22 protein-coding genes are annotated in these 22,570 nt (G+C 71.4%); 4 read left to right on the top strand and 18 right to left on the bottom strand.

All coding sequences use genetic code 11. The annotated features are described in order from the left end of the window. The 9 genes from DDP54_RS17895 to DDP54_RS17855 form a co-directional block, all read right to left on the bottom strand. On the bottom strand, positions 1 to 736 hold a 736-nt coding region (locus DDP54_RS17895; protein ID WP_146192475.1), incomplete at its 3' end, for an SDR family NAD(P)-dependent oxidoreductase. Between the two features lie 123 nt (positions 737 to 859). After that, complete coding sequence (locus DDP54_RS17890; protein ID WP_109133330.1) at positions 860 to 2,524, bottom strand: ABC transporter ATP-binding protein; 1,665 nt, start codon at positions 2,522 to 2,524, stop codon at positions 860 to 862. Next, positions 2,521 to 3,582: an ABC transporter permease gene (locus DDP54_RS17885; protein ID WP_242448586.1), complete on the bottom strand. Its 1,062-nt coding sequence runs from the start codon at positions 3,580 to 3,582 to the stop codon at positions 2,521 to 2,523. The genes DDP54_RS17890 and DDP54_RS17885 overlap by 4 nt, the downstream gene beginning before the upstream one ends. Then, positions 3,582 to 4,580, bottom strand: a complete 999-nt coding sequence (locus tag DDP54_RS17880) for an ABC transporter permease (protein WP_347338547.1) — start codon at positions 4,578 to 4,580, stop codon at positions 3,582 to 3,584. The genes DDP54_RS17885 and DDP54_RS17880 overlap by 1 nt, the downstream gene beginning before the upstream one ends. A 69-nt stretch (positions 4,581 to 4,649) precedes the next feature. Further along, the gene (locus DDP54_RS17875) at positions 4,650 to 6,269 is read right to left on the bottom strand and encodes an ABC transporter substrate-binding protein (protein ID WP_109133329.1); all 1,620 of its coding nucleotides are present in this window, start codon (positions 6,267 to 6,269) and stop codon (positions 4,650 to 4,652) included. A 156-nt stretch (positions 6,270 to 6,425) separates the two neighbouring features. Next, the gene (locus DDP54_RS17870; protein ID WP_109133328.1) at positions 6,426 to 6,998 is read right to left on the bottom strand and encodes an NADPH-dependent FMN reductase; all 573 of its coding nucleotides are present in this window, start codon (positions 6,996 to 6,998) and stop codon (positions 6,426 to 6,428) included. A 90-nt stretch (positions 6,999 to 7,088) separates the two neighbouring features. Continuing rightward, entirely contained in the window at positions 7,089 to 7,607 is a 519-nt protein-coding gene (locus DDP54_RS17865; protein ID WP_109133327.1) for a DsrE/DsrF/DrsH-like family protein, read from the bottom strand. 42 nt (positions 7,608 to 7,649) lie between these two features. Continuing rightward, complete coding sequence (locus DDP54_RS17860; RefSeq protein ID WP_109133326.1) at positions 7,650 to 7,964, bottom strand: TusE/DsrC/DsvC family sulfur relay protein; 315 nt, start codon at positions 7,962 to 7,964, stop codon at positions 7,650 to 7,652. Between the two features lie 12 nt (positions 7,965 to 7,976). Beyond that, positions 7,977 to 9,245: an FAD/NAD(P)-binding oxidoreductase gene (locus DDP54_RS17855; protein ID WP_109133325.1), complete on the bottom strand. Its 1,269-nt coding sequence runs from the start codon at positions 9,243 to 9,245 to the stop codon at positions 7,977 to 7,979. A 134-nt stretch (positions 9,246 to 9,379) separates the two neighbouring features. Between DDP54_RS17855 and DDP54_RS17850 the strand changes: the two genes are divergently transcribed. Further along, a complete protein-coding gene (locus DDP54_RS17850) occupies positions 9,380 to 10,009 on the top strand; it encodes a uridine kinase (RefSeq protein WP_109133354.1) in 630 nt (209 codons plus the stop codon). A 38-nt stretch (positions 10,010 to 10,047) separates the two neighbouring features. On the opposite strand, the gene DDP54_RS17845 is transcribed toward DDP54_RS17850, so the two are convergent. From DDP54_RS17845 to DDP54_RS17835, 3 genes are read right to left on the bottom strand one after another with little or no spacing between them, the layout of a single operon-like run. Further along, entirely contained in the window at positions 10,048 to 11,091 is a 1,044-nt protein-coding gene (locus DDP54_RS17845) for an NAD(P)/FAD-dependent oxidoreductase (protein WP_197711491.1), read from the bottom strand. Beyond that, complete coding sequence (locus tag DDP54_RS17840) at positions 11,088 to 11,648, bottom strand: isoprenylcysteine carboxyl methyltransferase family protein (RefSeq protein WP_109133324.1); 561 nt, start codon at positions 11,646 to 11,648, stop codon at positions 11,088 to 11,090. Before DDP54_RS17840 ends, DDP54_RS17845 begins: the two co-directional genes overlap by 4 nt. Continuing rightward, positions 11,645 to 12,730, bottom strand: coding sequence for a 3-oxoacyl-[acyl-carrier-protein] synthase III C-terminal domain-containing protein (locus DDP54_RS17835; protein WP_109133323.1), 1,086 nt, complete (start codon positions 12,728 to 12,730; stop codon positions 11,645 to 11,647). Before DDP54_RS17835 ends, DDP54_RS17840 begins: the two co-directional genes overlap by 4 nt. Before the next feature lie 81 nt (positions 12,731 to 12,811). On the opposite strand from DDP54_RS17835, the gene DDP54_RS17830 reads away from it, so the two are divergent. Beyond that, on the top strand, positions 12,812 to 13,654 hold the full coding sequence (locus DDP54_RS17830) for a UbiA family prenyltransferase (RefSeq protein ID WP_109133322.1): 843 nt from the start codon (positions 12,812 to 12,814) through the stop codon (positions 13,652 to 13,654). 22 nt (positions 13,655 to 13,676) lie between these two features. Here DDP54_RS17830 and DDP54_RS17825 read toward each other — a convergent pair whose 3' ends face one another. The 3 genes from DDP54_RS17825 to DDP54_RS17815 form a co-directional block, all read right to left on the bottom strand. Further along, positions 13,677 to 14,984: an alpha/beta hydrolase-fold protein gene (locus DDP54_RS17825; RefSeq protein WP_109133321.1), complete on the bottom strand. Its 1,308-nt coding sequence runs from the start codon at positions 14,982 to 14,984 to the stop codon at positions 13,677 to 13,679. 8 nt (positions 14,985 to 14,992) lie between these two features. Further along, positions 14,993 to 17,716, bottom strand: coding sequence for a DUF2156 domain-containing protein (locus DDP54_RS17820; RefSeq protein WP_146192474.1), 2,724 nt, complete (start codon positions 17,714 to 17,716; stop codon positions 14,993 to 14,995). 124 nt (positions 17,717 to 17,840) lie between these two features. Continuing rightward, positions 17,841 to 18,236, bottom strand: a complete 396-nt coding sequence (locus tag DDP54_RS17815; RefSeq protein WP_109133319.1) for a TraR/DksA C4-type zinc finger protein — start codon at positions 18,234 to 18,236, stop codon at positions 17,841 to 17,843. A gap of 110 nt (positions 18,237 to 18,346) precedes the next feature. Here DDP54_RS17815 and DDP54_RS17810 point away from each other — a divergent pair, with 110 nt between their 5' ends. Next, complete coding sequence (locus DDP54_RS17810; protein WP_146192473.1) at positions 18,347 to 19,246, top strand: diacylglycerol kinase family protein; 900 nt, start codon at positions 18,347 to 18,349, stop codon at positions 19,244 to 19,246. 62 nt (positions 19,247 to 19,308) lie between these two features. Here the strand turns inward: DDP54_RS17810 and DDP54_RS17805 are convergent, their stop codons facing one another. After that, the gene (locus DDP54_RS17805; RefSeq protein ID WP_109133317.1) at positions 19,309 to 20,070 is read right to left on the bottom strand and encodes a phosphatase PAP2 family protein; all 762 of its coding nucleotides are present in this window, start codon (positions 20,068 to 20,070) and stop codon (positions 19,309 to 19,311) included. Between the two features lie 27 nt (positions 20,071 to 20,097). Beyond that, positions 20,098 to 20,907, bottom strand: a complete 810-nt coding sequence (locus DDP54_RS17800) for a DUF1206 domain-containing protein (RefSeq protein ID WP_109133316.1) — start codon at positions 20,905 to 20,907, stop codon at positions 20,098 to 20,100. Between the two features lie 141 nt (positions 20,908 to 21,048). Here DDP54_RS17800 and DDP54_RS17795 point away from each other — a divergent pair, with 141 nt between their 5' ends. After that, positions 21,049 to 21,777: a phosphatase PAP2 family protein gene (locus DDP54_RS17795; protein ID WP_109133315.1), complete on the top strand. Its 729-nt coding sequence runs from the start codon at positions 21,049 to 21,051 to the stop codon at positions 21,775 to 21,777. Here the strand turns inward: DDP54_RS17795 and DDP54_RS17790 are convergent. Then, a complete protein-coding gene (locus DDP54_RS17790; RefSeq protein ID WP_197711490.1) occupies positions 21,767 to 22,510 on the bottom strand; it encodes a VIT family protein in 744 nt (247 codons plus the stop codon). The two genes, DDP54_RS17795 and DDP54_RS17790, sit on opposite strands and share 11 nt — an antisense overlap. Positions 22,511 to 22,570 lie beyond the last annotated feature (60 nt).

The following is a 22,570-nucleotide window of genomic DNA, read 5'->3' as shown; positions in this document are numbered from 1 at the left end:
AGCGGCGCACCGTCTGCGCGGCGTTGTTGATGAGGATGTCGAGCGGGCCGGCCGCGGCCACCGTGTCGGCGAGCGCGACGACCTGGGCCGGGTCACGCAGGTCGATCCCGACGATGGTCAGCCGGTCGAGCCACTCCTCGGAGTCGGGCATCGCGGCGAACCGGCGGGCGGCGTCGCGGGGGAACCGGGTCGTGATGGTCGTGTGCGCGCCGTCCCGGAGCAGCCGCAGCGCGATGTACATGCCGATCTTGGCGCGGCCGCCCGTGAGCAGCGCGCGCTTGCCGGTCAGGTCGGTGCGCGCGTCCCGCTTCGCGCGGTTGAGCGCCGCGCAGGACGGGCAGAGCTGGTGGTAGAACGCGTCGACGTGGGTGTACAGCTCCTTGCAGATGTAGCACGGCCGCGGCTTCAGCAGGGTCCCCGCGCTGGCGCCCGGCGCGGTGGCGACGAGGAAGATCCCCTGCGTCTCGTCGTCGATCCGGCCGGGGCTGCCGGTCGCTGTGGCGTGCACGACGGCGCGGTCGGCGGTGCTGATCGCGTCGCGACGTTCGGTGCGGCGCTGCCGCTTCGCGGACTTGAACAGCTGCGACGTGGCGCGGCGTGCGACCGCGAGCTGGGGGTGGTCGGACGGGAGCTGTCCGACCTCGTCGATCACCCGGAGGAAGACCGCGAGGTCCGCGGGGTCGACACCCTCGCCGGGTTCCGTCGCCGCAGCGTCGTCGGTCTGGGTTGCCGTCATGAGTCCTGCCGTCCTGCCGTGATGCCGCCGCGGGCGGTTCGGTCACGCCGATCTCCGCGTGTTTGCCACGTCAACTGTACGTGGCCCCCGGGGAGGGCCGGGCGAGCACCCGGACCAGAGGACTCAGGCGAGGTTGCCCGCCGCGCGGCGCCGCTCGCGCTGCTCGGCCGGATCGGGTACCGGGACCGCCGCAAGGAGGGCGCGCGTGTAGGGGTGCGCGGGTGCGCGCAGGACGTCGGCGGTCGAGCCGATCTCCACCAGCTTGCCGCCGCTCATGACCGCGACCTCGTCCGCGACCAGGTCGATCACGGCCAGGTCGTGGCTGATGAACAGGCACGCGAAGCCCATCTCGGCCTGCAGCCGCTGGAAGAGCGCGAGCACCGTCGCCTGGACCGACACGTCGAGAGCGCTCGTCGGCTCGTCGGCGATCAGCAGGTCCGGCGCGAGAACCAGGGCGCGGGCGAGGCTCACCCGTTGGCGCTGACCGCCCGACAGCTCGTGCGGGTACCGCGTGGCGTAGGCCGCGGGCAGCTCGACGGCCTCGAGCAGCTCGGCGACGCGCCGGTGGCGCGAGGCGTCGTTCCCGACCGCGTGCACCGACAGCGGCTCCGAGATGCACGCGCCGACGCTCGCGCGCGGGTTGAGCGACGCCGCCGGGTCCTGGAAGACGAACCCGAAGCGCCGGCGCAGCGCACGCAGCGTGGCGGGCGAGGCCGTCCGTAGGTCGGTGCCGAAGACCTCGATGCTCCCGGCGGCCGCGGGCACGAGGCCGACGACCGTGCGGCCGACCGTCGTCTTGCCCGACCCGGACTCGCCGACCAGGCCGAGCACCCGACCCGGCTCGATCGTCAGAGACACCCCGTCGACGGCGCGCACCCGGGGGCTCCCGAGCCGTCCGGGGAACTCCACCACGAGGTCCCGGACCGCCAGCGCAGGCGTCGAGGTACCCGCGCTGGGGGCCGGAGGCTGTGCGTCGACGTGCGAGCGTCCCTGCCCCAGGTGGGGGACCGCTGCGAGCAGGCGCTGCGTGTACGGGTGCGCGGGGGCCCCGAAGATCTGCGCGGCCGTCCCCTGCTCGACGACCTGCCCGCGGTACATCACGACGACCCGGTCGGCCAGGTCGGCGACGACGCCCATGTTGTGGGTGATGAGGACGATCGCGGTGCCGAGCCGGTCCCGCAGGTCACGCAGGAGCTCGAGGATCGCCGCCTGGACGGTGACGTCGAGGGCCGTGGTCGGCTCGTCGGCGATGATCACCTCGGGCTCGCACGCGATCGCGATGGCGATCATGACGCGCTGCTTCTGCCCGCCGGACAGCTGGTGCGGGTAGGAGTGGGCGCGTCGGGCCGGGTCGGGGATCCCGACCAGGTCGAGGAGCTCGACGGCGCGAGCCCGGGCGGCCCGGCGCGACATCTGGCGGTGCGAGCGCAGCGCCTCGACGACCTGCCAGCCCACCGTCCGGACCGGGTCGAGCGACGTCGCGGGCTCCTGGAAGATCATGGCGATCCGGTTGCCGCGGATCCGGCGCATGGGCTCGCCGCGCAGCCCGGTGAGCTCGGTCCCGTCGAGCTGGGCCGATCCCTGGACGGTCGCGGTCCCGGGCAGCAGCTCGAGGAGGGCGCGCGAGCTCACGGACTTGCCGGAACCCGACTCGCCGACGACCGCGACGATCTCGCCGGGAGCGACCTCGAAGCTCACCTCACGGACCGCGCGGACGGGGTCACCGTCGGTCTGGAACGTGACGCTCAACCGGTCGAGGCTGAGCATGGGTGGCGTCGGGACGCTCATCGGTCGTCCTCCGTCGTGGGTGCGGGATCGGAGCCGGAGCCGAGCGCGCCGGCGGCGGGGCCGAGATCCCCGGGCAGCGCGATCTCATCCTCGTCCGCGGTCGACGTCCCGCCACCGCGTGTGCGCAGCATCGGGTTCAGCACATCGTTGAGGCTCTCGCCGACGAGGGTGACCCCGGCGACGACCAGCACGATCGCCAGGCCCGGGTAGACGCCGGTCCACCAGATGCCGTTGGTGGCGTCGGCCAGCGCCTTGTTGAGGTCGTAGCCCCACTCGGCCGCAGCGGAGGGTTCGATGCCGAAGCCGAGGAAGCCCAGACCGGCCAGGGTGAGGATCGCCTCGGACGCGTTGAGCGTCGCGAGGACCGGCAGCGTCTGGGACACGTTGGGGAGCACGTGGCGGAACATGATCCGGCCCGGACGAGCCCCCGTGATGCGGGCGGACTCCACGAACGGTTCGTTCTTCACGGAGACGGTCAGGTTGCGCACGACCCGGAAGTACTGCGGGACGTACACCACGGTGATCGAGATCGCGGCGGCAAGGATCCCGCCGAACGGGGTCGACCGACCGCCCGAGATCATGATCGAGACGATGATCGCGAGCAGCAGGGACGGGAACGCGTACAGGGCGTCCGTGATGAGCACGAGGATGCGGTCGAGCACCCCGCCGAAGTAGCCGGAGACCAGTCCGAGCGGGACACCGACCAGCAGCGAGATCGCGACGGCCAGGACGATGACCGTCAGCGCGGTGCGGGCTCCGAACAGGACGCGCGAGAGCACGTCCTGACCGCCCACGGTCGTGCCGAACAGGTGCGCGGCGCTCGGCGGCTGCTGCGTGCCGAAGATCACCCCGCCGGCCCGGTCGGCGTTGAAGCCGTACGGCGCGAGGAGCGGGGCAAGCACCGCGGCAGCGACGAACAGGGTGATGACGGCGATGCCGCCGAGGAGCATCCCGCGCTGCAGGCCGTGCGTGGACCGGAGCAGCGCGACACCCGGGAATCCCCGACGCGGCGGCGGCCCGGCGAGACCTTCGGTCTCGATGGTGACGATGGCGCTCATCAGTACCTCACTCTCGGGTCGACGAGAGCGTTGATGACGTCGATGAGGAAGCTCGCAAGGGCGACGACGACAGCGATCGCCGTCACCAGACCCTGCACGGCGACGAAGTCCCGTGCGAGCAGGTAGCGCGAGAGCACGTAGCCGAGCCCCTGCCACTCGAACGTGGTCTCCGTGAGGATCGCTCCTCCGAGGAGCATCGCGATCTGCATCCCCATCACCGTCACGACGGGGACGAGCGCGTTGCGGAACGCGTGCTTGCGCACGACGAGCCGCTCCGGGACGCCCCGGGCGCGCGCGGCCGTGACGTAGTCGGTGCGCATGGTCTCGATCAGGTTGATCCGGATGAGCCGGATGAAGACTCCGGCGGTGAGCAGACCGAGGGCGAGCGCCGGCAGGATCGCATGGCGCAGCACGTCCAGGACGTACCCCGTGTCCCCGTACAGGATCGCGTCGACGACCATGATGTTGGTCTTCGGCTGCACGTTGGTCAGCGCGACCTCGACCCCCGCCGACGCTCGGCCGGAGGCAGGCAGCCAGCCGAGCGTCGCGGAGAAGAGCAGCTTGAGGAGCAGCCCGACGAAGAACACCGGTGCGGCGTACACGAGCACTGCGAACATCCGGATGCTCACGTCGGGGAGCCGGTCCCGGTAGCGCGCAGCGAGCCGCCCCAACGGGACCCCGACGAGGAACGCGACGAGGAGTGCCCAGACGCTCAGCTCGAGCGTCGCGGCCCCGTTGGTGACGAGCACCTCGCTGATCGCACGGTGGTCCGTCAGCGCGGTGCCGAAGTCCCCGCGCAGCAGACCGGCGAGGTACTCGCCGTACTGGGTGAGGATCGGTCGGTCGAAGCCTGCCGCGGCCCGTCGCTCTGCCAGCTGGGCGGCCGACAACCGCCCCCCCTGGGAGGCGGTGATCGGGTCGCCGATGACGCGCATGAAGAAGAACACGACCGTGACCAGGATCAGCACGGTAGGGACGATCAGTGCGAGTCGGACCAGCAGGTAACGAACGAGGGGGCTACGCGGGACGAGCCGCCGTGGAAGGGTTGCTGCGAGGGAAGACGTCGGTCAGCCCTTCGTCAGCACGGCGTAGCGGAACTGGAACGACGCGTTGAGCGTGTCCTTGACCCCGTCCACGCCGTCACGGGCGACGGCGACCTGCGAGCCCTGGAGCAGCGGGACCGTGGACAGGTACTTCTCGGCCATGAGCTGCTGGATCTTCTCGATGGTCGCGGTCCGGCTGGTCGTGTCCTTGTCCGTGCGCTCCGAGGCGAGCAGGGTCGAGATCTCGTCGTTCTCGAAGTGGTTGCCGAGGAAGTTGCCCTTGTCGAAGAACGGCGTCAGGTAGTTGTCGGCGTCCGAGAAGTCCGGGAACCAGCCGAGCTGGTAGGCCGGGTAGGCGTCGGCGGTGCGCTCCTTGGCGTACGTGACCCACTCGGTCGACTGGAGCTGGACCGAGAAGAGCTTGGTCGCCTCGAGCTGACGCTTGACCGCGTTGTACTCCTGGTCGGAGCTCGGCCCGTAGTGGTCGGGGTTGTACTGCAGCTGGAGGGTGACGGGGGCGGTCACGCCGGCATCGGCGAGCGCCTTGGTGGCCGCGGCCACGTCAGGCTTGGTGCCGTAGAGGTCCTTGAACGGCGTCGCGGCACCCGGCAGGCCCTCGGGCACGTACGAGTACAGCGGCGTGTAGGTGTCCTTGTAGACCTGCGTCGCGATCTCCTGGCGGTCGAGCGAGAACGCGAAGGCCTTGCGGATCGCGAGCTTCTGCTCGGGGGTGTCTCCCGGCATCGTGTTCATGTTGAACACGACGTACCTGATCTCGCCGCCGGGGCCGGTCACGACGTTGACGCCGTCGGTCGTCTTCAGGCTGTCGATGTCGGTCGCCGTGAGGCTGCGGGTCGCGACGTCGATGGCGCCGCTCGCGATGTCGAGCTTGAGGTTGTTGGCGTCCGCGTAGTACTTCAGCGTGATGCTGTCGTTCTTCGGGGCGCCCTGGATGCCCGCGTAGTCGGCGTTCTTGGCCAGCACGACGAGCTCGTTCTTCTTGTACGAGGAGATCGTGTACGGACCGGCGAAGGCCTTCGCCGTGGTGATGGCGGAGTCGTCGAGCAGCGTATCGGCCGGGAAGGTCTTCTCGTCGACGATCGGTCCGGCGGGGGAGGCCAGGACCTGGGCGAACGTCTGGTCGTTGGCCGACTTGAGCGTGAAGGCCACGGTCTTGTCGTCGGTGGCAGCGATCGACTCGATGTTGCCCAGCAGCGACGACGGCCCGTTGGCGTCGGCGATCTTGATCTGGCGGTCGAAGCTGTACTTGACCGTCGAGGCGTTGACCGGGTTGCCGTTCGCGAACTTCAGGCCGTCCCGGAGGATGCAGGTGTAGACCGTGTCGGACGTGAACTCGCAGCTCTTGGCCGCGTCAGGGGCCAGCTCGGCACCGCCCGGCTTGAAGCTCATGAGGAACGGGTAGACCTGGACCTCGATGTTGAACGAGCCGTTGTCGTACGAGCCCGCCGGGTCGATCGCCGTCACCTTGTCCGTCGTCCCGACGAGGATCCCGGCCCCAGCCGCCGCACCCGCGCTGCTGGTCGCGCCGCCGTCGGTGCGGCCCGCGCCGCACGCGGTCAACGCAAGAAGGGTCACGGCTGCTGCCGCGACCGCTGCGACACGGCGGTTGATGCTCGTCTTCACGGTGGTCCTCTCGGAGGTGGATCAGGGGTTCATCGGGGCTGCCCCGGCGCACTGCTGGACAACGCAGGCGCGTCTCGGATAGCGCACCGAGAGTCTCCCACCGCTGTGTTAACCCAAAGTATCCCCCCAAGTTACGTCTCGGTAACAGTTCGTCGGTCAGGCTCGGGGCGGCACGACGCTGAGCACGCGCGTGATGAAGATCTCGAACTCCGCCAGGTAGTCGCGCAGGAACTGCGCGGTGCTCTCGTCGGTCACCTCGCCGTCGTCGGTGAAGAGGCCGGGCTTGAACTGGATGTACGCCTCAGGCGCGTTCATCTGCGGGGAGTTGCAGAAGCTCAGGATGCTGCGCAGGCTCTGCTGCGCCACCGCCGTGCCGAGGGCCCCGGGCGAGGCGCCGATCACCGCGGACGGCTTGTGGGCGAACGAGTTCGTGCCCCACGGGCGGCTCGCCCAGTCGATGGCGTTCTTCAGGGCGCCCGGGAGAGAGCGGTTGTACTCCGGGGTCACGAAGAGCACAGCATCGACCGCGGCGATCGCGTCCTTGAGCGCGATACCTTCCGGCGGGTACGCGGCGTCGTAGTCGTAGCTGTACAGCGGCAGGTCCCGGATCTCGATCTCGACGAGATCCAGTCCCGGCGGCGCGAGGCGGATCAGGGCCTTCGACAGCGTGCGGTTGATCGACGCCCGCGCGAGGCTCCCGACGAAGTAGCCGACCGTGTACGGGGACATGACAGACCCGCCTCCCTCCGAGACTGGCGCGCCGGTAAGTGGCGCAGCTCCAGGTTCCCTCGGGATGCGGGCGCTGTCACCTCCCCCGGATCAGATGAAGAGCAGCTGGGCACCGTCCGTCAGCTCGATGAAGTCGGTCGCGCTGATGATGCCCTCGACGTCGTCGTAGAGGTCCGCCTCGGTCAGCTTGTTCATGTCGGCCGACATGCGGCACGCCCACAGGTGGCCGCCGGACGCGACGATCTGCTCGAGGAACTCGGGCACCTCGGGGACGTCGAGGTCGGCGATCGACTTCTTGAGCCTCGACGTCGCCATGCCCGTCATGCCAGGCAGGCCACCGAGGCCCTGGGGCATGTGGGTCGCGGTGTTCCCCAGCATGGTGAACTTCAGGTCGCCCATGGTCTTCTTGTTGATCATGTCGAAGCCCCAGAACGTGAAGAACATGTGGACCTCGACGCCTTCGCCGAGGGCAGCGTTCGCGAGGATGAGGCCGGGGTAGGCCATGTCCAGGCTGCCCTTGGAACAGATGATGGCGAGCTTGCGACCGGCACCGGCGTCGGTGTCGAAGTTGGGGACGACGGCGGGTGCGGTGTCAGGGATGGTGGTCATGGCGGGTTCCTCGGTTCTCGTCGGGAGTTCTCGTCGGGACGGTCAGACGCAGCCGTGCGGCTTGGGCAGGCCGGCGACGTAGGCGATCTTCTTGGCGGGCTTCTGCGGGAACAGAGCGAACAGCTGCTTGATGGGGATGCCTCCGACGGTCGAGATGCGGCGCAGCGTCGCGGTCTCGCCCTGCGTGGCGAAGTCGGCGCGCAGGAACCGGACCGCCGCCATGTGCTCGTCGGTGAGGGTCAGGCCGATCTGCTCGGCGAGGACGCGGGCGAGGTCCTCGTCCCACTCGGCGGGGTCGGTGAGGAACCCCTCGGCATCGACGTGGATCTGGTGGCCGGCGAGCGTGGTGACGGGCATGGTGGTCTCCTTCTAGTCCGTGGGTGACGGGGTGGACGACGTCGTGGTCGGCACGGTCTTGCCGGCCATCGACATGAGCGTGGGCACGGGCATCCGGCGGCCCGGCAGCAGGATGTTCCAGTAGATCCAGCGGAACGCGAGCTTGCCGAGGTGGTTGGCGCGGGTCTCCTTGAGGAGCTTCATCGGTCCGATGTACGGCACGGGGTACGAGCCGGGCAGTGGCTCGGTGTCGTAGTTGAAGTCGATGAGCAGACCCTTGCCGTCGCCGGACTCGATGAAGCAGTTGGCGTGGCCGTCGAACGACCCGGTCATCGGCTTCCCGGCGACGTGCTCGAGGAAGTTGTCGACGAAGATGTCGACCGCGAAGTGAGCGACCGATCCCGCCTTCGAGGCCGGGATGTCGCTCGCGTCGCCGACCGCGAAGATGTTCGGCCACACCTTCGACAGCAGGGTGTGCTTGTCGACGGCGACATAGTTGAGCTCGTCGCCGAGCCCCGACCGGGCGACGAAGTCGGCGCCCATGTTGATCGGGATGGTGACGAGCAGGTCGAAGGGGATCTCGCGCTCGTCGTAGGAGACGAGGGTCTTGGTCTCGGGGTCGATGTGCTCGACGAGGAAGTCGGCCTCCACGACGATCTTGCGGTCGTCGAGCATCGAGCCGAGGCGCTCGGACGCGATCGGCTTGGTGAACGCGCCGGGCAGCGGCGTCACGTAGACGAGCTCGACGCGGTCGCGCAGCCCCTGCTTGCGCAGCCACGCGTCGGCGAGGAACGTGAACTCGAGCGGCGCGACCGGGCACTTGATGGGCATGTCGGCGATGTGGACGACGAGCCGGCCGTGGTCGAAGTGCCGCAGTGCCTCGGCCAGTGCCATCGAGCCGTCGAGCGTGAAGAAGTCGAAGATGCTGCGACGCCACTCGGCACCGAGCATGCCGGGGGTCTGGTCGGGTCGCGGCGACGTGCCGGACGCGATGACCAGGTAGTCGTACGGGAGCTCACGTCCGCCGACCAGCGTGACCTTGCTGGCAGCGGGGTCGATCACGTCGACCTCGCCGATCACGAAGTCGACGTGGTCCGGCAGGAACCTGTGCCGGGAACGCGTGACCTGCTTCGGGGAGTACGTCCCGAACGGGAGGAACAGGTAGCCGGGCTGATACGGGTGGACGTCGTCGCGGTCGACGATCGTGATGTCCCACGTGCCGACGTCGAGCCGGCGCCGCAGCTTGTTGGCAATCATCGTCCCGGCTGTGCCCGCGCCGAGCACCAGCAGTCGCTTCTGCACGGCTCACTCCTTCGTGTGGCGTGTGATCCTCAGTGATCAACTTCACGGTACGGAGCCGTGGCGACAGATCGAGTGACCTAGGTCCTGGGTACCCCGTGGGGTATCTGTGCGGGCCGGTCGGCCAGACTGGCTCGGTGCGCTTCCAGCCGCTCTCCACCGCCGCTCTCGTCGAGCACGTCGTCGCCCTCGTGCTGCAGCTCGACGCCGGTCGGCGGTGGCGGCTCGCTGTCGACGGCCCGCCCCCGACTCGACCCGGAGACCTCGCCGATGCGCTCGTGGCTCCGCTGCGGGCCCTCGGGCGGCCCGTCGTCCGAGCGAGCGCGGACGACTTCCTCCGGCCCGCGTCGCTGCGCTGGGAGCACGGTCGCCTCGACGCCGACGCGTTCTACACCGATCGGCTCGATGTCGGCGCGCTGTCGCGCGAGCTGCTCGACGGCTTCGGCCCGGACGGCACCGGGAGGTACGTGGCGTCCTTCTGGGACGCGGCGCGCGAGCGAGCGACCCGCGCGCCGCACGAGCAGGCAGCGCCGGGCGCGATCCTCCTGCTCGACGGCAGCCTGCTGCTCGGGCGCGGGCTCCCGCTGGACCTGACGGTGCATCTGTCGGTGCGGGCCGAGACTCTCGCCCGCAGCACGCCGCAGGACGAGCGGTGGACCCTCCCGGCCTTCAGCAGGTACGCGGACGAGGTCGTGCCTGAACGCAGCGCCGACGTCGTGGTTCGCGTGGACGACCCGCGTCATCCGGCGCTCCTGCTCGATCGCTGAGGGAGGCGGCTCGCCGCGTCGGACACAGGCGCCCGAGGTCAGCCGGCGATCGCGTTCACGACCCTGCCGAAGACCGCCGGTGCGCGGTGAGCGAACGGGACGATCGCACCCCGGGCCGGTGACGAGGCCCACGCCAGCAGCCCGGTCGTCAGGAGCCAGTAGTCCCGGGTCACGTGGGCCCAGGCGCGCTCGTAGCCGGCCGGGTCGTCGAGGTAGGCGATCGCCGCCGCCGCCTGGGCGAACCCGACGCGCAGGCCCTCGCCCGTCAAGGCGTCGACATAGCCCGACGCGTCACCGACCAGGCGGATGTTGCCGATCGTGCGCCGCACGCTCCGTTGACGCAGGGGCCCTGCCCCGCGCACCGGCCCGGCGGGCCGAGCCCCCGCGAGGTGCTCGACGAGCTCAGGGAACTCGGTCAGCGCCGCGTCATAGTCCACCGACCGCGGCCCGAGCAGCGCGATCCCGACGAGGTCCTCGGCCACCGGAGTGACGTACGCCTCGGCGTGCCTGCCCCAGTAGACCTCGACGAAGTCGGTCCACGCCGGGACCACGAAGTGGCGACGCAGCCCGTAGCGGGACGGCACCTGGAGTCGTCCCGAGTGGTCTGCGGGCACCTGGAGGCCGGTCCGACGCCGGACCGTCGAGTGCAACCCGTCGCACGCGAGCAGCCATCGGGCCCTCAGCCCGGCCGCCTCGACCATCCCCGGGCTGTCGGTCACCGTGCCGATCCGCCCGGTCACCTGCTCGACCCCGAGCTCGAGGGCCCGCTCGAGCATGGTCGTGTGCAGCGCGGTGCGCCGCACGCCCCGGCCGAACCCCGCGCTGAACTCGTGCTCGGCGTGCTGGTGACGGTTGCGGTAGCTGATCCCGACGATGCGGTGTCCCGGCGGGTCGACCCCCAGCCGGTCGAGGGCCGCAATCGCGCCCGGCATGAGCCCCTCGCCGCACGCCTTGTCGATCGGTGCGGTGCGTGGCTCGACGACGATGACGCTCAAGCCGACGAGTCGCGCCTCGATCGCTGCGGCGAGCCCGACCGGGCCACCGCCGATCACGAGGACGTCCGCATCCAGGCGGACGCTCATGCAGGTCCGCCCGCGGTCGTCGCGGGGTGCTCGACGCTGCGCGGCGCCAACCCGAGCGCGCGCTCCTCGGCGGGGATGCGGAACCAGCCCAGGAGCACCGCGTTGAGCACCGTGAACACGAGGGCGGTCACCCACGCGGTGTGGACGAGGGGCAGCGCAAAGCCCTCGACGACGACGGCGACGTAGTTGGGGTGCCGCAGCCACCGGTACGGCCCCGAGCTCACGAGGGGCAGCCCCGGCACGGTGATCACCCGGGTGTTCCAGCGCGGCCCGAGCACGGCGATGCACCACCACCGCAGCACCTGGCTGGCCAGCGCAGCAACCAGGGCGACCCAGCCGAGGGCTGGCAGGAACGGTCGGTCGGCGAGCACCACCTCGGCGGCGCAGCCGATGAGCAGAGCCGTGTGCAGCGTGACCATCGCCGGAAAGTGCCCTCGACCGTGCTCGGTGCCTCCGCGAGCGAACGACCAGCGCGCGTTCCGGGCCGACACGACCAGCTCGGCGAGGCGCTCGACCGCGACAGCGCCGAGCAGGACGAGGTAGAGGGTGACGGTCACGGCCGGACTCCGGTGGCCGGCCGGCGCAGCAGCACGACCTCGGCGCTGACGCCCGGCCCGAACGCGAAGAGCACCGCGAGCTCGCCGGGCGCCGGGCTCGCGTCGGCAAGGACGTCAGCCAGGATGTGCAGCACCGATGCGGACGACAGGTTGCCGACCCGCGCGAGGGACGCACGACTGCGGGCGAACGCGGCCGGGGGCAGGGACAGCGCGTGCTCGGCGGCCTCCAGGATGCGAGGCCCGCCGGCGTGGGCAATCCAGGTCGTGACGTCGGCCGGCACGGCTCCGTGCTGAGCGAGCAGCGCCTGGACGTCGTCGCCGATGTGCTGCTCGACGACGTCGGCGAGGCCCGCACCGAGGACGATCCGGAAGCCGCTGCCGCCGATGTCCCAGCCGAGGGCTCCGGTGGAGTCCGGGTAGATCACGCTGCGCGTCCCGACCAGCTGGAGGCCCCTCGCGTCCATCGAGGCCGCACGCTCGTCGCCGACCATGACCACGGCGGCGGCGCCGTCCCCGAAGATTCCGCTCGAGACGAGGTTCGCCGTCGAGTCGTCACCGTGCTGAACGGTGAGCGAGCACAGCTCGACCGACACGAGCACGGCCACGTCCCGTGGATGGCCGACCAGGTAGTCGTGGACGCGAGCGATGCCTGCCGCGCCGCCGACGCAGCCCAGGCCGAAGGACGGCAGCCGCTTCACGTCCGGTCGCAGGCCCAGTCGGCCGACGAGCAGGGCGTCGATCGACGGCGCGGAGACCCCGGTCACCGAGGTGAAGAGCACGAAGTCGACGTCGGCGGGCGCCAGACCTGCGCTCGCGAGCGCCTGGCTGACCGCCCGCTCGGCAAGCTCCGAGCCGATCGCCACGAACAGGTCGTTGGTCTGGTCGAACGACGTCAGGCCCGCGTACTTCTCGAGCGGCAGCGCCAGATGACGGGTGCTGACGCCGCTCGCGGCGTGGAAGCGGTCGAGCACCGCCCGCCGCGCAGGGTTCGACGTCAGGAGCGGCCCGATCGTCGCCGTGATCTCTGACTGGTCATAGCGGTGCTCGGGGAGGACGGGAGCGACGGTCACCAGATGCGACATCTCGGCATCGTGTCATGCCGTCGGCGGTCAGCACAGGTATTGCTAACCTCAGCCGCCGGGTGTCGATGACGGGAGCGGCGGATGTGGTGGTCGTGGCGAGCCGTGCGCGGCCTCGTGCTGGCATTCCACCCAGGTCCCACCGTCGTCGTCACCGGACTGGCAGCGGCCCTCGCTGCGGGAGTCGGCGCTGAGCCGGCGACAACACTGCTCGTCGCCGCCGCGGTCCTCGCCGGCCAGCTGTCGGTCGGCTGGTCGAACGACTGGCTGGACGCCGCCCGCGACCTCGCGGTGGCACGCGCGGGGAAGCCTGTGGTCGCCGGGCTGCTCAGTGCGAGAGAGCTCCGCACCGCGGCCGCCGTGGCCGTGGCCGCGTGCGTGCCGATGTCCCTCGCGACGGGATGGCTGCCAGGCGTCGTGCACCTGCTCGCGGTGGCGAGCGCGTGGGCCTACAACCTGGTGCTCAAGCGCACGGTGCTGTCATGGCTGCCGTACGCGGTGTCGTTCGGGCTCCTGGTCCAGTTCGTCACCCTCGCCCAGCCCGGGCGCCCGGTCGCGGCCTGGTGGGCGACCGCCGGGGCGTCGCTGCTCGGTTTCGGCGCGCACGCCGCCAACGTGCTGCCCGACCTCGAGGACGATGCGGCCACGGGGGTCAGCGGGCTGCCGCACCGGCTGGGCCGAGCCCGGACCACCCTCATGGCCCTCGGCGCGCTCGTGGCGGCCGTGGTCCTCGTGGTCCTGGCCCCCGCCGGTCCGCCGTCGCCGGCCGCGTGGGTCGGCGGGGGAGCAGCCCTGGCGCTGGCGGGCGTCGGCGCGGTCGCCTCGCGCGCGGACCCGCGCAGCCGGTTGCCCTTCACGGCGGCGATGGCAGTGGCCGTCGTGTGCGTCGTCGTGCTCGTGCTGGCTGGGCCTGCCATCGCACGCTGACGCCGGCCACCGTCGCGCGTCGCTACTGCTGGCTCAGCCCGAGCCGCGGGTAGAGCACGGCGAAGCCCTCCTCGAGGCCACCGTTGAGTGCACCGATCACGTGGCCGCCGTTCGGGACCTCGAAGTACGTGACCTGGATCCCTGCGGCCTTGGCGGCTGCAGCCACGCGCTTGGCGCCCGGCATGTACGCCGGGTCGTTGGTCGACACGGTGAAGATCCCGACCGTGTCCGGGTACGAGTGCTGGCCCAGGATGACGGTGGGCTTCTGCGCGTCGTACGCCTTCTGGTCGCCCGTGAAGATGTCCTTGAGCACTTCCGCGGCGTGGTCGGCCCCGGGGTACTCCTCTCCAGAGATGTCGAGGACGTTGCCCCACAGGTCGGGGTACTTGGCAACGAACGAGATGGCGCACTGGCCACCGTTGGAGTAGCCGGCGATCGTCGTGTGCGCCCTGTCGGTCATGACGTTCAGATGCGCGTGCGCCCACGGCAGGACGTCCTCGTTGACGTAGCTCTCCACCTTGCCGAACTGCGCCGTGTCGAGGCAGAGAGTGTCCTTCGTCGGGTCTCCCAGCTGGTCGGCGACGACGACGATCGGCGCAAGGCCCTGGTGCGCGGCGGCGTACCGGTCGAGGACCGCGGCGACGTACTGGGGATCGGGGTTCCCCGGCTGGCCCATGAGCAGGACGACGAGGGGCAGTGTCGGCGGGTGCGCGGTCAACGCGGCCGGTGGGAGGTAGATGCCGGCCGCCCGGGCGGTGAAGCCCGAGACCGTGCTCGGGATCGACTGGGTACCGGTGGTGCCGACGGACGGCATGCCGGCCGGCGCGGTCCAGATCTGCCACAGCGGGCCCGCGGCAGCGGTCGCGGTGGCTGCGCCGGTACCGGGCGAGGTGACCGGAGCGGGCAACGTGAGCTGGTCGACGGTGGCCACACCGACCAGGGAGCCCACCGTCGGGTTGAGGCCGTACAGCGCGTTCACACCGAGGACCGAGGCCGCCACGAGGACGAGAGATCCGAGCACCGCCCCGACCTTCCGTCGCACGGTCGAGCGTCGCCAGTTCATCCCGGCGAGGCCGAGCGCGGCACAGCACCCGACGACCCAGGCGCGCGTCGACCAGCCGAGCGCAGGACCGAACACGTCCGCAACGCCCTCCACGAGCCACAGCGCGAGAACGCCGACCATGGCCCCACCGACGACGCCGGCGGCGGCGAGCGCCGGCCATCGGGTCGTCCGTCGAGCGGCCAGCAGGATCACGGTCATGGCGGCGAGGGCGAAGGCCGTGCCGAGGACCACCGGTGTGAGTACCGGGAAGCGAAGCAGGGCGTGCACGAGACTCCTCATGGGCGGGTCGCGGTCGCTGTGCGGACCGTGGCGTGGTCGGTCGGATCGGGTCGTCGGTCGCCTGGCGCGTCGGGGTCGTCCGGGGTGAACGCGTCGTCGGGGGTCGAGGACGATTCGGCGGGCAGCACCGCGGGACGGGCCTTCGCGTCGTGCGCGGACCTCAGCATCAGGCGGTTGAAGAGCCGCAGCAGCATCCCGAGGGATGCGTCGGGGACATAGGCACGCGCGACCGCGCGACCGATCGCGGGGAGCGCCGCCGCGTCCGCGTAGATCAGGTACAACGGTCGGAGCTCGGGCTGGAACTTCGCCTTGAAGCGCATCAGGGATCGGAAGCCGTACACCGGTTCGAGCCTGGTGCCGACGAGGTCGAGCAACCGGTCGAGCGGGTCGGGTCGGGCCACGGCGGCGCCGGCGGGACCAGCGGTCTCGTCGATGCGAGCCAGCGGAGCCCCGGACAGGCTCAGCACGGAGTACCCCTCAGCCTGGAAGTCCAGGGCTGCCTGTGCGATGAGGAGCTCGGTCCCGTGCCGGAAGCCGTCGGTCCGCCGGCGCATGAAGTCGATGGTCCAGCCCGTCACGGCGCCTGACGCGTAGATCGGGAGCCACGAGGCGACCGCGTGGACCGACCCCGCGGAGTCGAGAACCACCGAGCACCGCACGTGCGGGTCGTTGAGCTGGTCGACACCGCCCAGGGTGAAGCCCATCTCAGGCAGCTGCTGCTGGGCCACCCACTCCTCAGAGATCGCCTGTATCTGCAGGACGATGCTGATCGGCGCCTTCCGGTAGTCGATCCACTCGGTGCGCATGCCCTCGCGCCGAGCGCGGTTGAGCGCCGTGCGGACGTCCTGGAACCTCTTCCCGGTGAACACGACGGACCCGAGCGGCAGGACGGTCTCCTGCGCGATCTGCACGCTGCCCCAGCCCGCGGAGCGGCAGACCTCCTCGAGGCCTGCCGTCGCCGAGTAGAAGCAGGGCGCGGTGCCGGTCGACTCGCAGTAACGGGCGAACTCGACGACGGCCGCCGCCCGCTCCGCGTCCGGACCGACAGGGTCGCCGATCGTCAGCGCCACGCCCTGGATCACGCGGTACGCGACGTAGGTGGTGCCGGTCGAGCTGAACCAGTACTGGTTGCCGCGCCAGAGGCCCATCCACGCGAGCGACGGCCCGCCGTTCTCGACGAGGATCGCCTGGGCCGCGGCGTTCTGGCTGCCGGTCTGGGCAGGTCCGGTGCGGCGACCGCGCGAGACGAGCACACAGACGCCGGCCCAGAACGCGACGCCGATCCAGTCGAACAGGACGTGGGCCGCAGGCCCCGCCGGGAGGCGGTCAGGCAGGGCGCCGAGCGCCATACCGGCGGGTGCGAGCCGCAGCGGGAAGTCGGTCAGGAGCGACCAGGCCGTCGGTGCCGTCACCCACTGCCCACCGACCGCGAGACCGACCGCCACGTAGACAGCGGCCGACACCGTCAGCAGCGCCGCCATCTGGAGTCCACGTCGGCGGTAGTGCCCGGCGGGGGATCCCACCGTGAACAGGTCACGGCCGAACAGGAGGACGCCGACCGCCGCCGTCAGCGGGACGACGCAGGGCAGCACGAGATGGGTGAGCAGCAGTGCGGGCTGCTGGTCGGTCAACGACAACGTGGCGACCACGCTGCCGGCATCAGCGATCGTCAGGAAGTAGTCCGCCACCGCGACTGCGGCGAGGACGCCTTCGAGTGACAGCGCGGCGACCCACGCGCCCCGGCTGCCGCGCCGCAGCCCCGCGGCCGAGAGGAGCAGGAGCAGTGCCGGCAGGCAGGCCATGAGGGTCACGCCGATGCCGGGGTGCAGGTTCAGGCGGCCGATCGCGCAGGCGGCGGAGGTCGGAGCCTCGGCGCACAGCTCTCGCACGGCGCGGGGAGCTGAGCCGTGGACGTCGGAGACCAGGTAGCCGAGCACCGCGAAGGGCCCCGTGGGGTGCGGGGTGACGGTGGCCAGCAGCGGGCCGACAGCTGTGGCCGCGACGATCACGGACGTCAGGACGCGCGCCTCGTGCACCGAGCTCACCGGGCTGGGCCGCGCGGCCGCCCGCACCAGGAGACGTCCGAGGAGCAGGCCGGCGACCGAGGCAGCAACCAGAAGGACCGCGACGCCGCCGCCGTCGAAGAGTGCCATCGTCGCGAAGAGCGTCAGCCCGCCTGCGCGCAACCGGCGCCTCCACAGCACCGGGAGCGAGGCGCTCGCCACCAGGATCGAACCGATGACGCCGACGGTCGGCCCGCCGTAGTGGATCGCGAGGAAAGAGCGCGTCCACGACGGTTCGAGCCAGCTGAGGACGAGCGAGCTCGCGGCCAGCGTCGCGCCGGCGAGCACGTGCGTCGCGACGAGGGCGAGCGCATACCGAGCCGTGCCGAGGCGCTGCTCGACGAACACCCCGAGCGTGAGGAGCGCGACGGTGCCCCAGACGTAGCCGTCGAGGTTGGTCGACCACAGGAACGACGCCATCCACGTCAGCGGGTGTCCCAGGGAGGGCCTGCCCTCGAGGAGCACCGTGCTCCGGAAGGGGCCACGAGGGCCACGCAGCAGGCTTCCGGTGCTCGCACCGACCACCCAGAACGTGACGAGCAAGGAGAATGTGAGGGGCGCCCTCTGGGCCGCCCGTCCGAATGCGGTCGCCCATCCCGCCGGCGGCCCGCCGAGGCGGATCGCCGACATGGAGTCGGCATTCACAGTCGTCTCCACGTCACCCTTCACCCGAGACACAGCGCTTCGTGGTCGGTCTGGAGGGTGGCAGGTCCGTCTGGGAGTGTCCTGGCAGGGAGGTCCGAGATCCCTGGTAGTCAGGTCGCGGACGCCGCAGGGTGGATCAGGTGCGCGCGCAGCCGATGCAGCTCCGGGCGACCGGTCGGGCCTCCAGGCGTTCCGGCGGGATCGGTTGACCGCAGGACTCGCACACGCCGTACGTCCCGTCCGCGAGCCGGGCCATGGCAGCCTCGACCTCGGCCAGGTGGTGCTTCGCCTGCTGCGCGAGTGCGTCGACCTGCGACCGCTCGAAGGCCAGCGTCGAGCCCTCCGGGTCGTGCTCGTCGTCGTCGTTGGAGCTCAAGGTCGCGGCGACGAGCTCATCGAAGTCAGCGGCCAGCTGGGCGAGTCGCCCGAGGGTCTCCTCCCGGTCCACCGCCAGGAGGTGCGCGACGTGATCCGGGTCCGTGCGGCGGGGTGTGGTCGGCGGCGTGGCGGCGGCGGGTCTCGTGGCGGGCATCGGACCATCGTGGCACCGCAACGGCCGCACGGCTCGCGCTGGCCGCGCCGCGCCCGGAACGAGGCGGTACGGTGCAGCGACCCTTCGCTCGAGAGGCCTGGCAGCTGACGATGGCAACGAATCCCGTGCGCCCCGCCGTGGTGTTCAACCCCAGCAAGTTCGGCGACGGTACCGACCCCCGTCGCGAGATCGCGCGTGTGCTCGAGTCGGCGGGCATCAACGACGTGCTGTGGTTCGAGACCACGGCCGAGGACCCCGGCCGCGGTCAGTGCGGTGATGCGCTGGCCGCCGGTGCGGACCTCGTGATCGCGTGCGGTGGGGACGGCACCGTTCGCGCCTGCGCGGCGGCGCTGGCGGGCGGCGACGTACCGCTCGGCCTGCTCCCGGCGGGCACCGGCAACCTGCTGGCACGCAACCTCGGCATCCCCACGGACCTCGAGTCGGCGGCCGAGGTCATCGGCGCCGCCCACCTGCGGCGCATCGACGTCCCTTCCCTCGACGGCGAGCCGTTCGTGGTGATGGGCGGCGCCGGGTTCGACGCGCAGCTGTTCGAACGGACGTCCGACCAGCTCAAGAGCCGCATCGGCTGGGCTGCCTACGCCCTTGCAGGTGCGCGGGCGATGCGCGACGTCGAGCGGATGAGGATCACCCTCGAGCTCGATGGGCGGAGCGAGGTGGTGTCGGGCATCGGGGTCGTTGTCGGCAACGTCGGCACCCTCACCGGCGGGATCATCCTCATGCCCGACGCAGTGCCCGACGACGGCATGCTGGACGTGGCGATCCTGACGCCGCGGCGGTGGTACCAGTGGATCGGCCTCGGGGTGAACGTCGTCATCGGCCGCCGACCGCAGCCCTGGCAGCTGCAGCGGCGACGCGCAGCCGAGATCGTGGTGCGGTGGCCGGTCCAGGTGCCCGTCGAGATCGACGGTGACCTGCGCGACCCGGCCGAGGTCCTGACGTTCACCATGTCGGCACGCGCCCTCGACGTCTGCGTGCCCGTCGACGAGTGAGACCCGCATGAGCCCACGACACATGAGCCCGCGACGGCGGGCTGCGGGCGCGAGCTGAGGGGCTACCGAGCCGCCGTCGGGCCACGGACGGACCGTGCGTGCGTGCCGTGGCTCGGTCGCAGGGGGAGGAGCGTCGTGATGACCACGGTCAACCACAGCGCCCCGCCGATCGCGCCGAACAGCACGTCGCTCGGGAAGTGCATGCCGCGGTACAGGCGGGAGAACCCCACCACGAACGGGATGGCGAACAGCACGCACGCAGCGAGGCGTGACGCGACCCCTGGCCACAGGACGAGCAGCAGGATCGCCACGCAGCCGTAGAGCGCGATCGCCGCGGCGGTGTGCCCGGACGGGAAGCTCGAGGTCGGCGGGGCGGGGTCGAGACGCTCGACGTCCGGGCGGGCCCGGTGGACCGTCGCCGTGATCGCCACGAACACGAGCAGCTCTCCGGCGATCGCTGCCACGACGACCCACGACTCGAACCAGCGCCCCAGGCGCCACCGGAGCAGCAGCACGACGACGACCGTCACCGCGATCGCGGTGTTGGTGTCGGAGATGCTGCTCCCGATGTGGGTTGCGGTGTTCATCGTCGGCGTGCGATGTGCGACGAGCCAGTCGATGGTGCCCGCGTCCCACGACGGCGGGCCGTCAGGACTGACGACACGGGTGATGAGCAGCCCGATCAGGCCGATGACTGCCCAGATCCCCACGGCCCCACCGGCGAGGCGCAGCGCAACGGCCCGTCCCCCGCCTGCCGGAGAGGAGTCCGCGGATGCCGCAGCAGGGCCGCGGTGGGACGGGGCGGTGGAGTGCGAGGTGGGCATGGGGGTCCTTCGTCGGAGGGTCGGAGGTCAGACGCGGCGGTAGCGCGCCTCGGCGAGGCCGTACAGGCCGAACGCCACGAGGCCGAGGCCGACCAGGGTGAGCAGCACGGGACCGAAGGGCTGATCCCGCAGGGTCTTCAGCGCGCCGTCGAGCCCGCCCGCCTTGTCCGGGTCGTACGTCCAGGCGGCCGCCACGACGAGTGCGCCCGCGAGCGCGAAGACGAGCCCGCGAGCGGTCGTCCCGACGCGCCCGAGCTGGGTGACCAGCGTCCGGACACGCGCTGGCAGGGCGGAGAAGTTCCGCATGAACGTCAGCCGGAGACCCTCGATCACGAGCGCGACGCCGACGCCGACGACGACCGCTCCGGCGATCCCGACGAGCCATCGGCCGCCCGGGTGGGCCATGACCGCAGCTGCGTACCCCTTCTGCTGGGTGCTCTGGCCGGTGTTCGAGCCTTGCAGCAACGAGATCGCCGAGAACGCGAGGAACGCGTAGATGAGGCCGCGCGCGAACGACTGCACCCGTGGGCCGACGGCACGTCCCTTGCCGACGACGCCGAACGCCGCCTCGGACAGCCGCCACAACGCGTAGCCGGCGAAGCCGGCAGCTGCGAGGCCGACGAGCCAGCCGCCGAACGGGTGGGAGATGACCTCCGCGAGGGCGCCCTTCTGGTCGACCTCGGCGGGTCGGCCCTGGGCGACGAGCACAGCAAGCACGCCGATGAGGAGATAGACGACCGCGCGGGCGGTCAGGCCGGCGCGTGCAGCCCACTCCATCTGTCGGCTCTTCGACGCCGCTCGACCCGCGCCGACGATCCGCGCACCTTCCGAAGTCATCTCCTCGGTCCTCTCCACGTCGACGAACCACGGCTCTGCCCCTGCCGACGAATTCTCCGGGAATTCCCGTGGTTCGCACGTCGAGCGCCCACCGGGCGCCCTGCGCAGGACGTCCGCGCGCGCGGCTGGGAGACTGCCGGGATGGATCGCGGGCGTCGGGACGGGCTGCGCGCCGGTCGCGCCGCGATGCGGTCGGGGATCGGCGCGGGATGCCTCGCGACGGGCCTGGCGGCCCTCGTGGTGTGGACCCACCACGAGGCGCCCGGGGTCCCGCAGCTCGACAGCTGGCTGCACGAGTGGGCGCTGCACCAGCGCACCGCGGCGACGATCGGACTGGCGCGGGGCTTCAGCTGGTTCGGGCAGACGAACGTCGCGCTCCCTCTCGTCGTCCTGGCGGGCGTGGCGGCGGCAGTCGAGACGCGGCGGTTCGCCCGGGTCCGGGCGGGTGCCCTCCTCGTGGGCGTCGGCAGCGTCGGCGTCGCCCTCGGCCTCGGGATCAACCGCGCCACCGCACGGATACGGCCCCCGCTCACCGACTGGGCCGGCGCCGCCGGCGGGTTCGCCTTCCCGTCCGGCCACACCACCGCCGCGACGGTGGCGGCCGGGCTGGTCGCCTGGACCGTCAGCCGGCACCTGAAGCGCGCATCTGGGCGGGTGGCGGTGTGGGTCGCGGCCTCGGCGTGGGCGGCCGGCGTCGGCTGGTCGCGGGTGTGGCTCGGCGTCCACTGGCCGACCGACGTGCTGGGTGGCTGGTTGTTCGCGGGCTCGTTCCTGCTGGCTGCCCGCACCGCACAACTCATCTGGTGGCCGGCAGACGCGCCGCCGGTGCCGCCTGGCGCTAGCGCTGAGCCGCCTGTCGCTACCCGCTGACGCGTGTCCCGAGCAGTGCGCCGATCAGGAAGGTCGCCGTCAGGGCGAGCGCCCCGCCCACGACGATCCGGGTGGCCGCCCTCCATCGTGAGCTGCCCCCGATGTGGGCACTGAGCGCTCCGGTGAGCGCGAGTGCGACGAGCACGACGGCGAACGTCACAGGTACCCGTGCGGACGCCGGCGGCAGCAGGATCGCGGCCATCGGCAGGACTGCTCCGATCGTGAACGACAGCCCGGAGGCGAAGGCCGCATGCCACGGGCTCACGACGTCGTCCTGCTGGATGTGGAGCTCGGTCGACAGGTGCGCGGCGAGGACGTCGTGCGCCGTCAGCTCCTCGGCGACCCGACGTGCGGTGTCGAGGCTCAGACCCTGCGCCTCGTACAGGCCCGTCAGCTCGGCCAGCTCGGCGTCGGGGTCGGTCTCGAGCTCGAGCCGTTCCTTGGCGATGAGCGCGTTCTCGCTGTCCCGCTGACTGCTGACCGAGACGTACTCGCCGAGCGCCATGGAGACCGCGCCACCGACCAGCCCGGCGACCCCGGCTGTGAGGATCTGGTTGGACGACGAGGTGGCCCCCGCGACGCCGACGACGATCGCGGCGACGGAGATGATCCCGTCGTTCGCCCCGAGCACGCCCGCACGCAGCCAGTTCAGTCGCTGCGCGAGACCGCCGCGGTGCGGCTCACCGGAGTGCTGGTTCGGAGGTTCGGACGGCGACTCCTGCTGACTGGTCACGGTCCCAACCAACCACGTCGGAGCGCGCGGTGCGAGTATCGCCGGGCCGGGCACGCGGCG

Source organism: Cellulomonas sp. WB94 (assembly GCF_003115775.1).
In the GTDB taxonomy this organism is placed as follows: Bacteria; Actinomycetota; Actinomycetes; order Actinomycetales; family Cellulomonadaceae; genus Cellulomonas_A.
The sequence above is the reverse complement of the archived record's forward strand: the minus strand, read 5'-3'. Positions and strand labels throughout refer to the sequence as shown.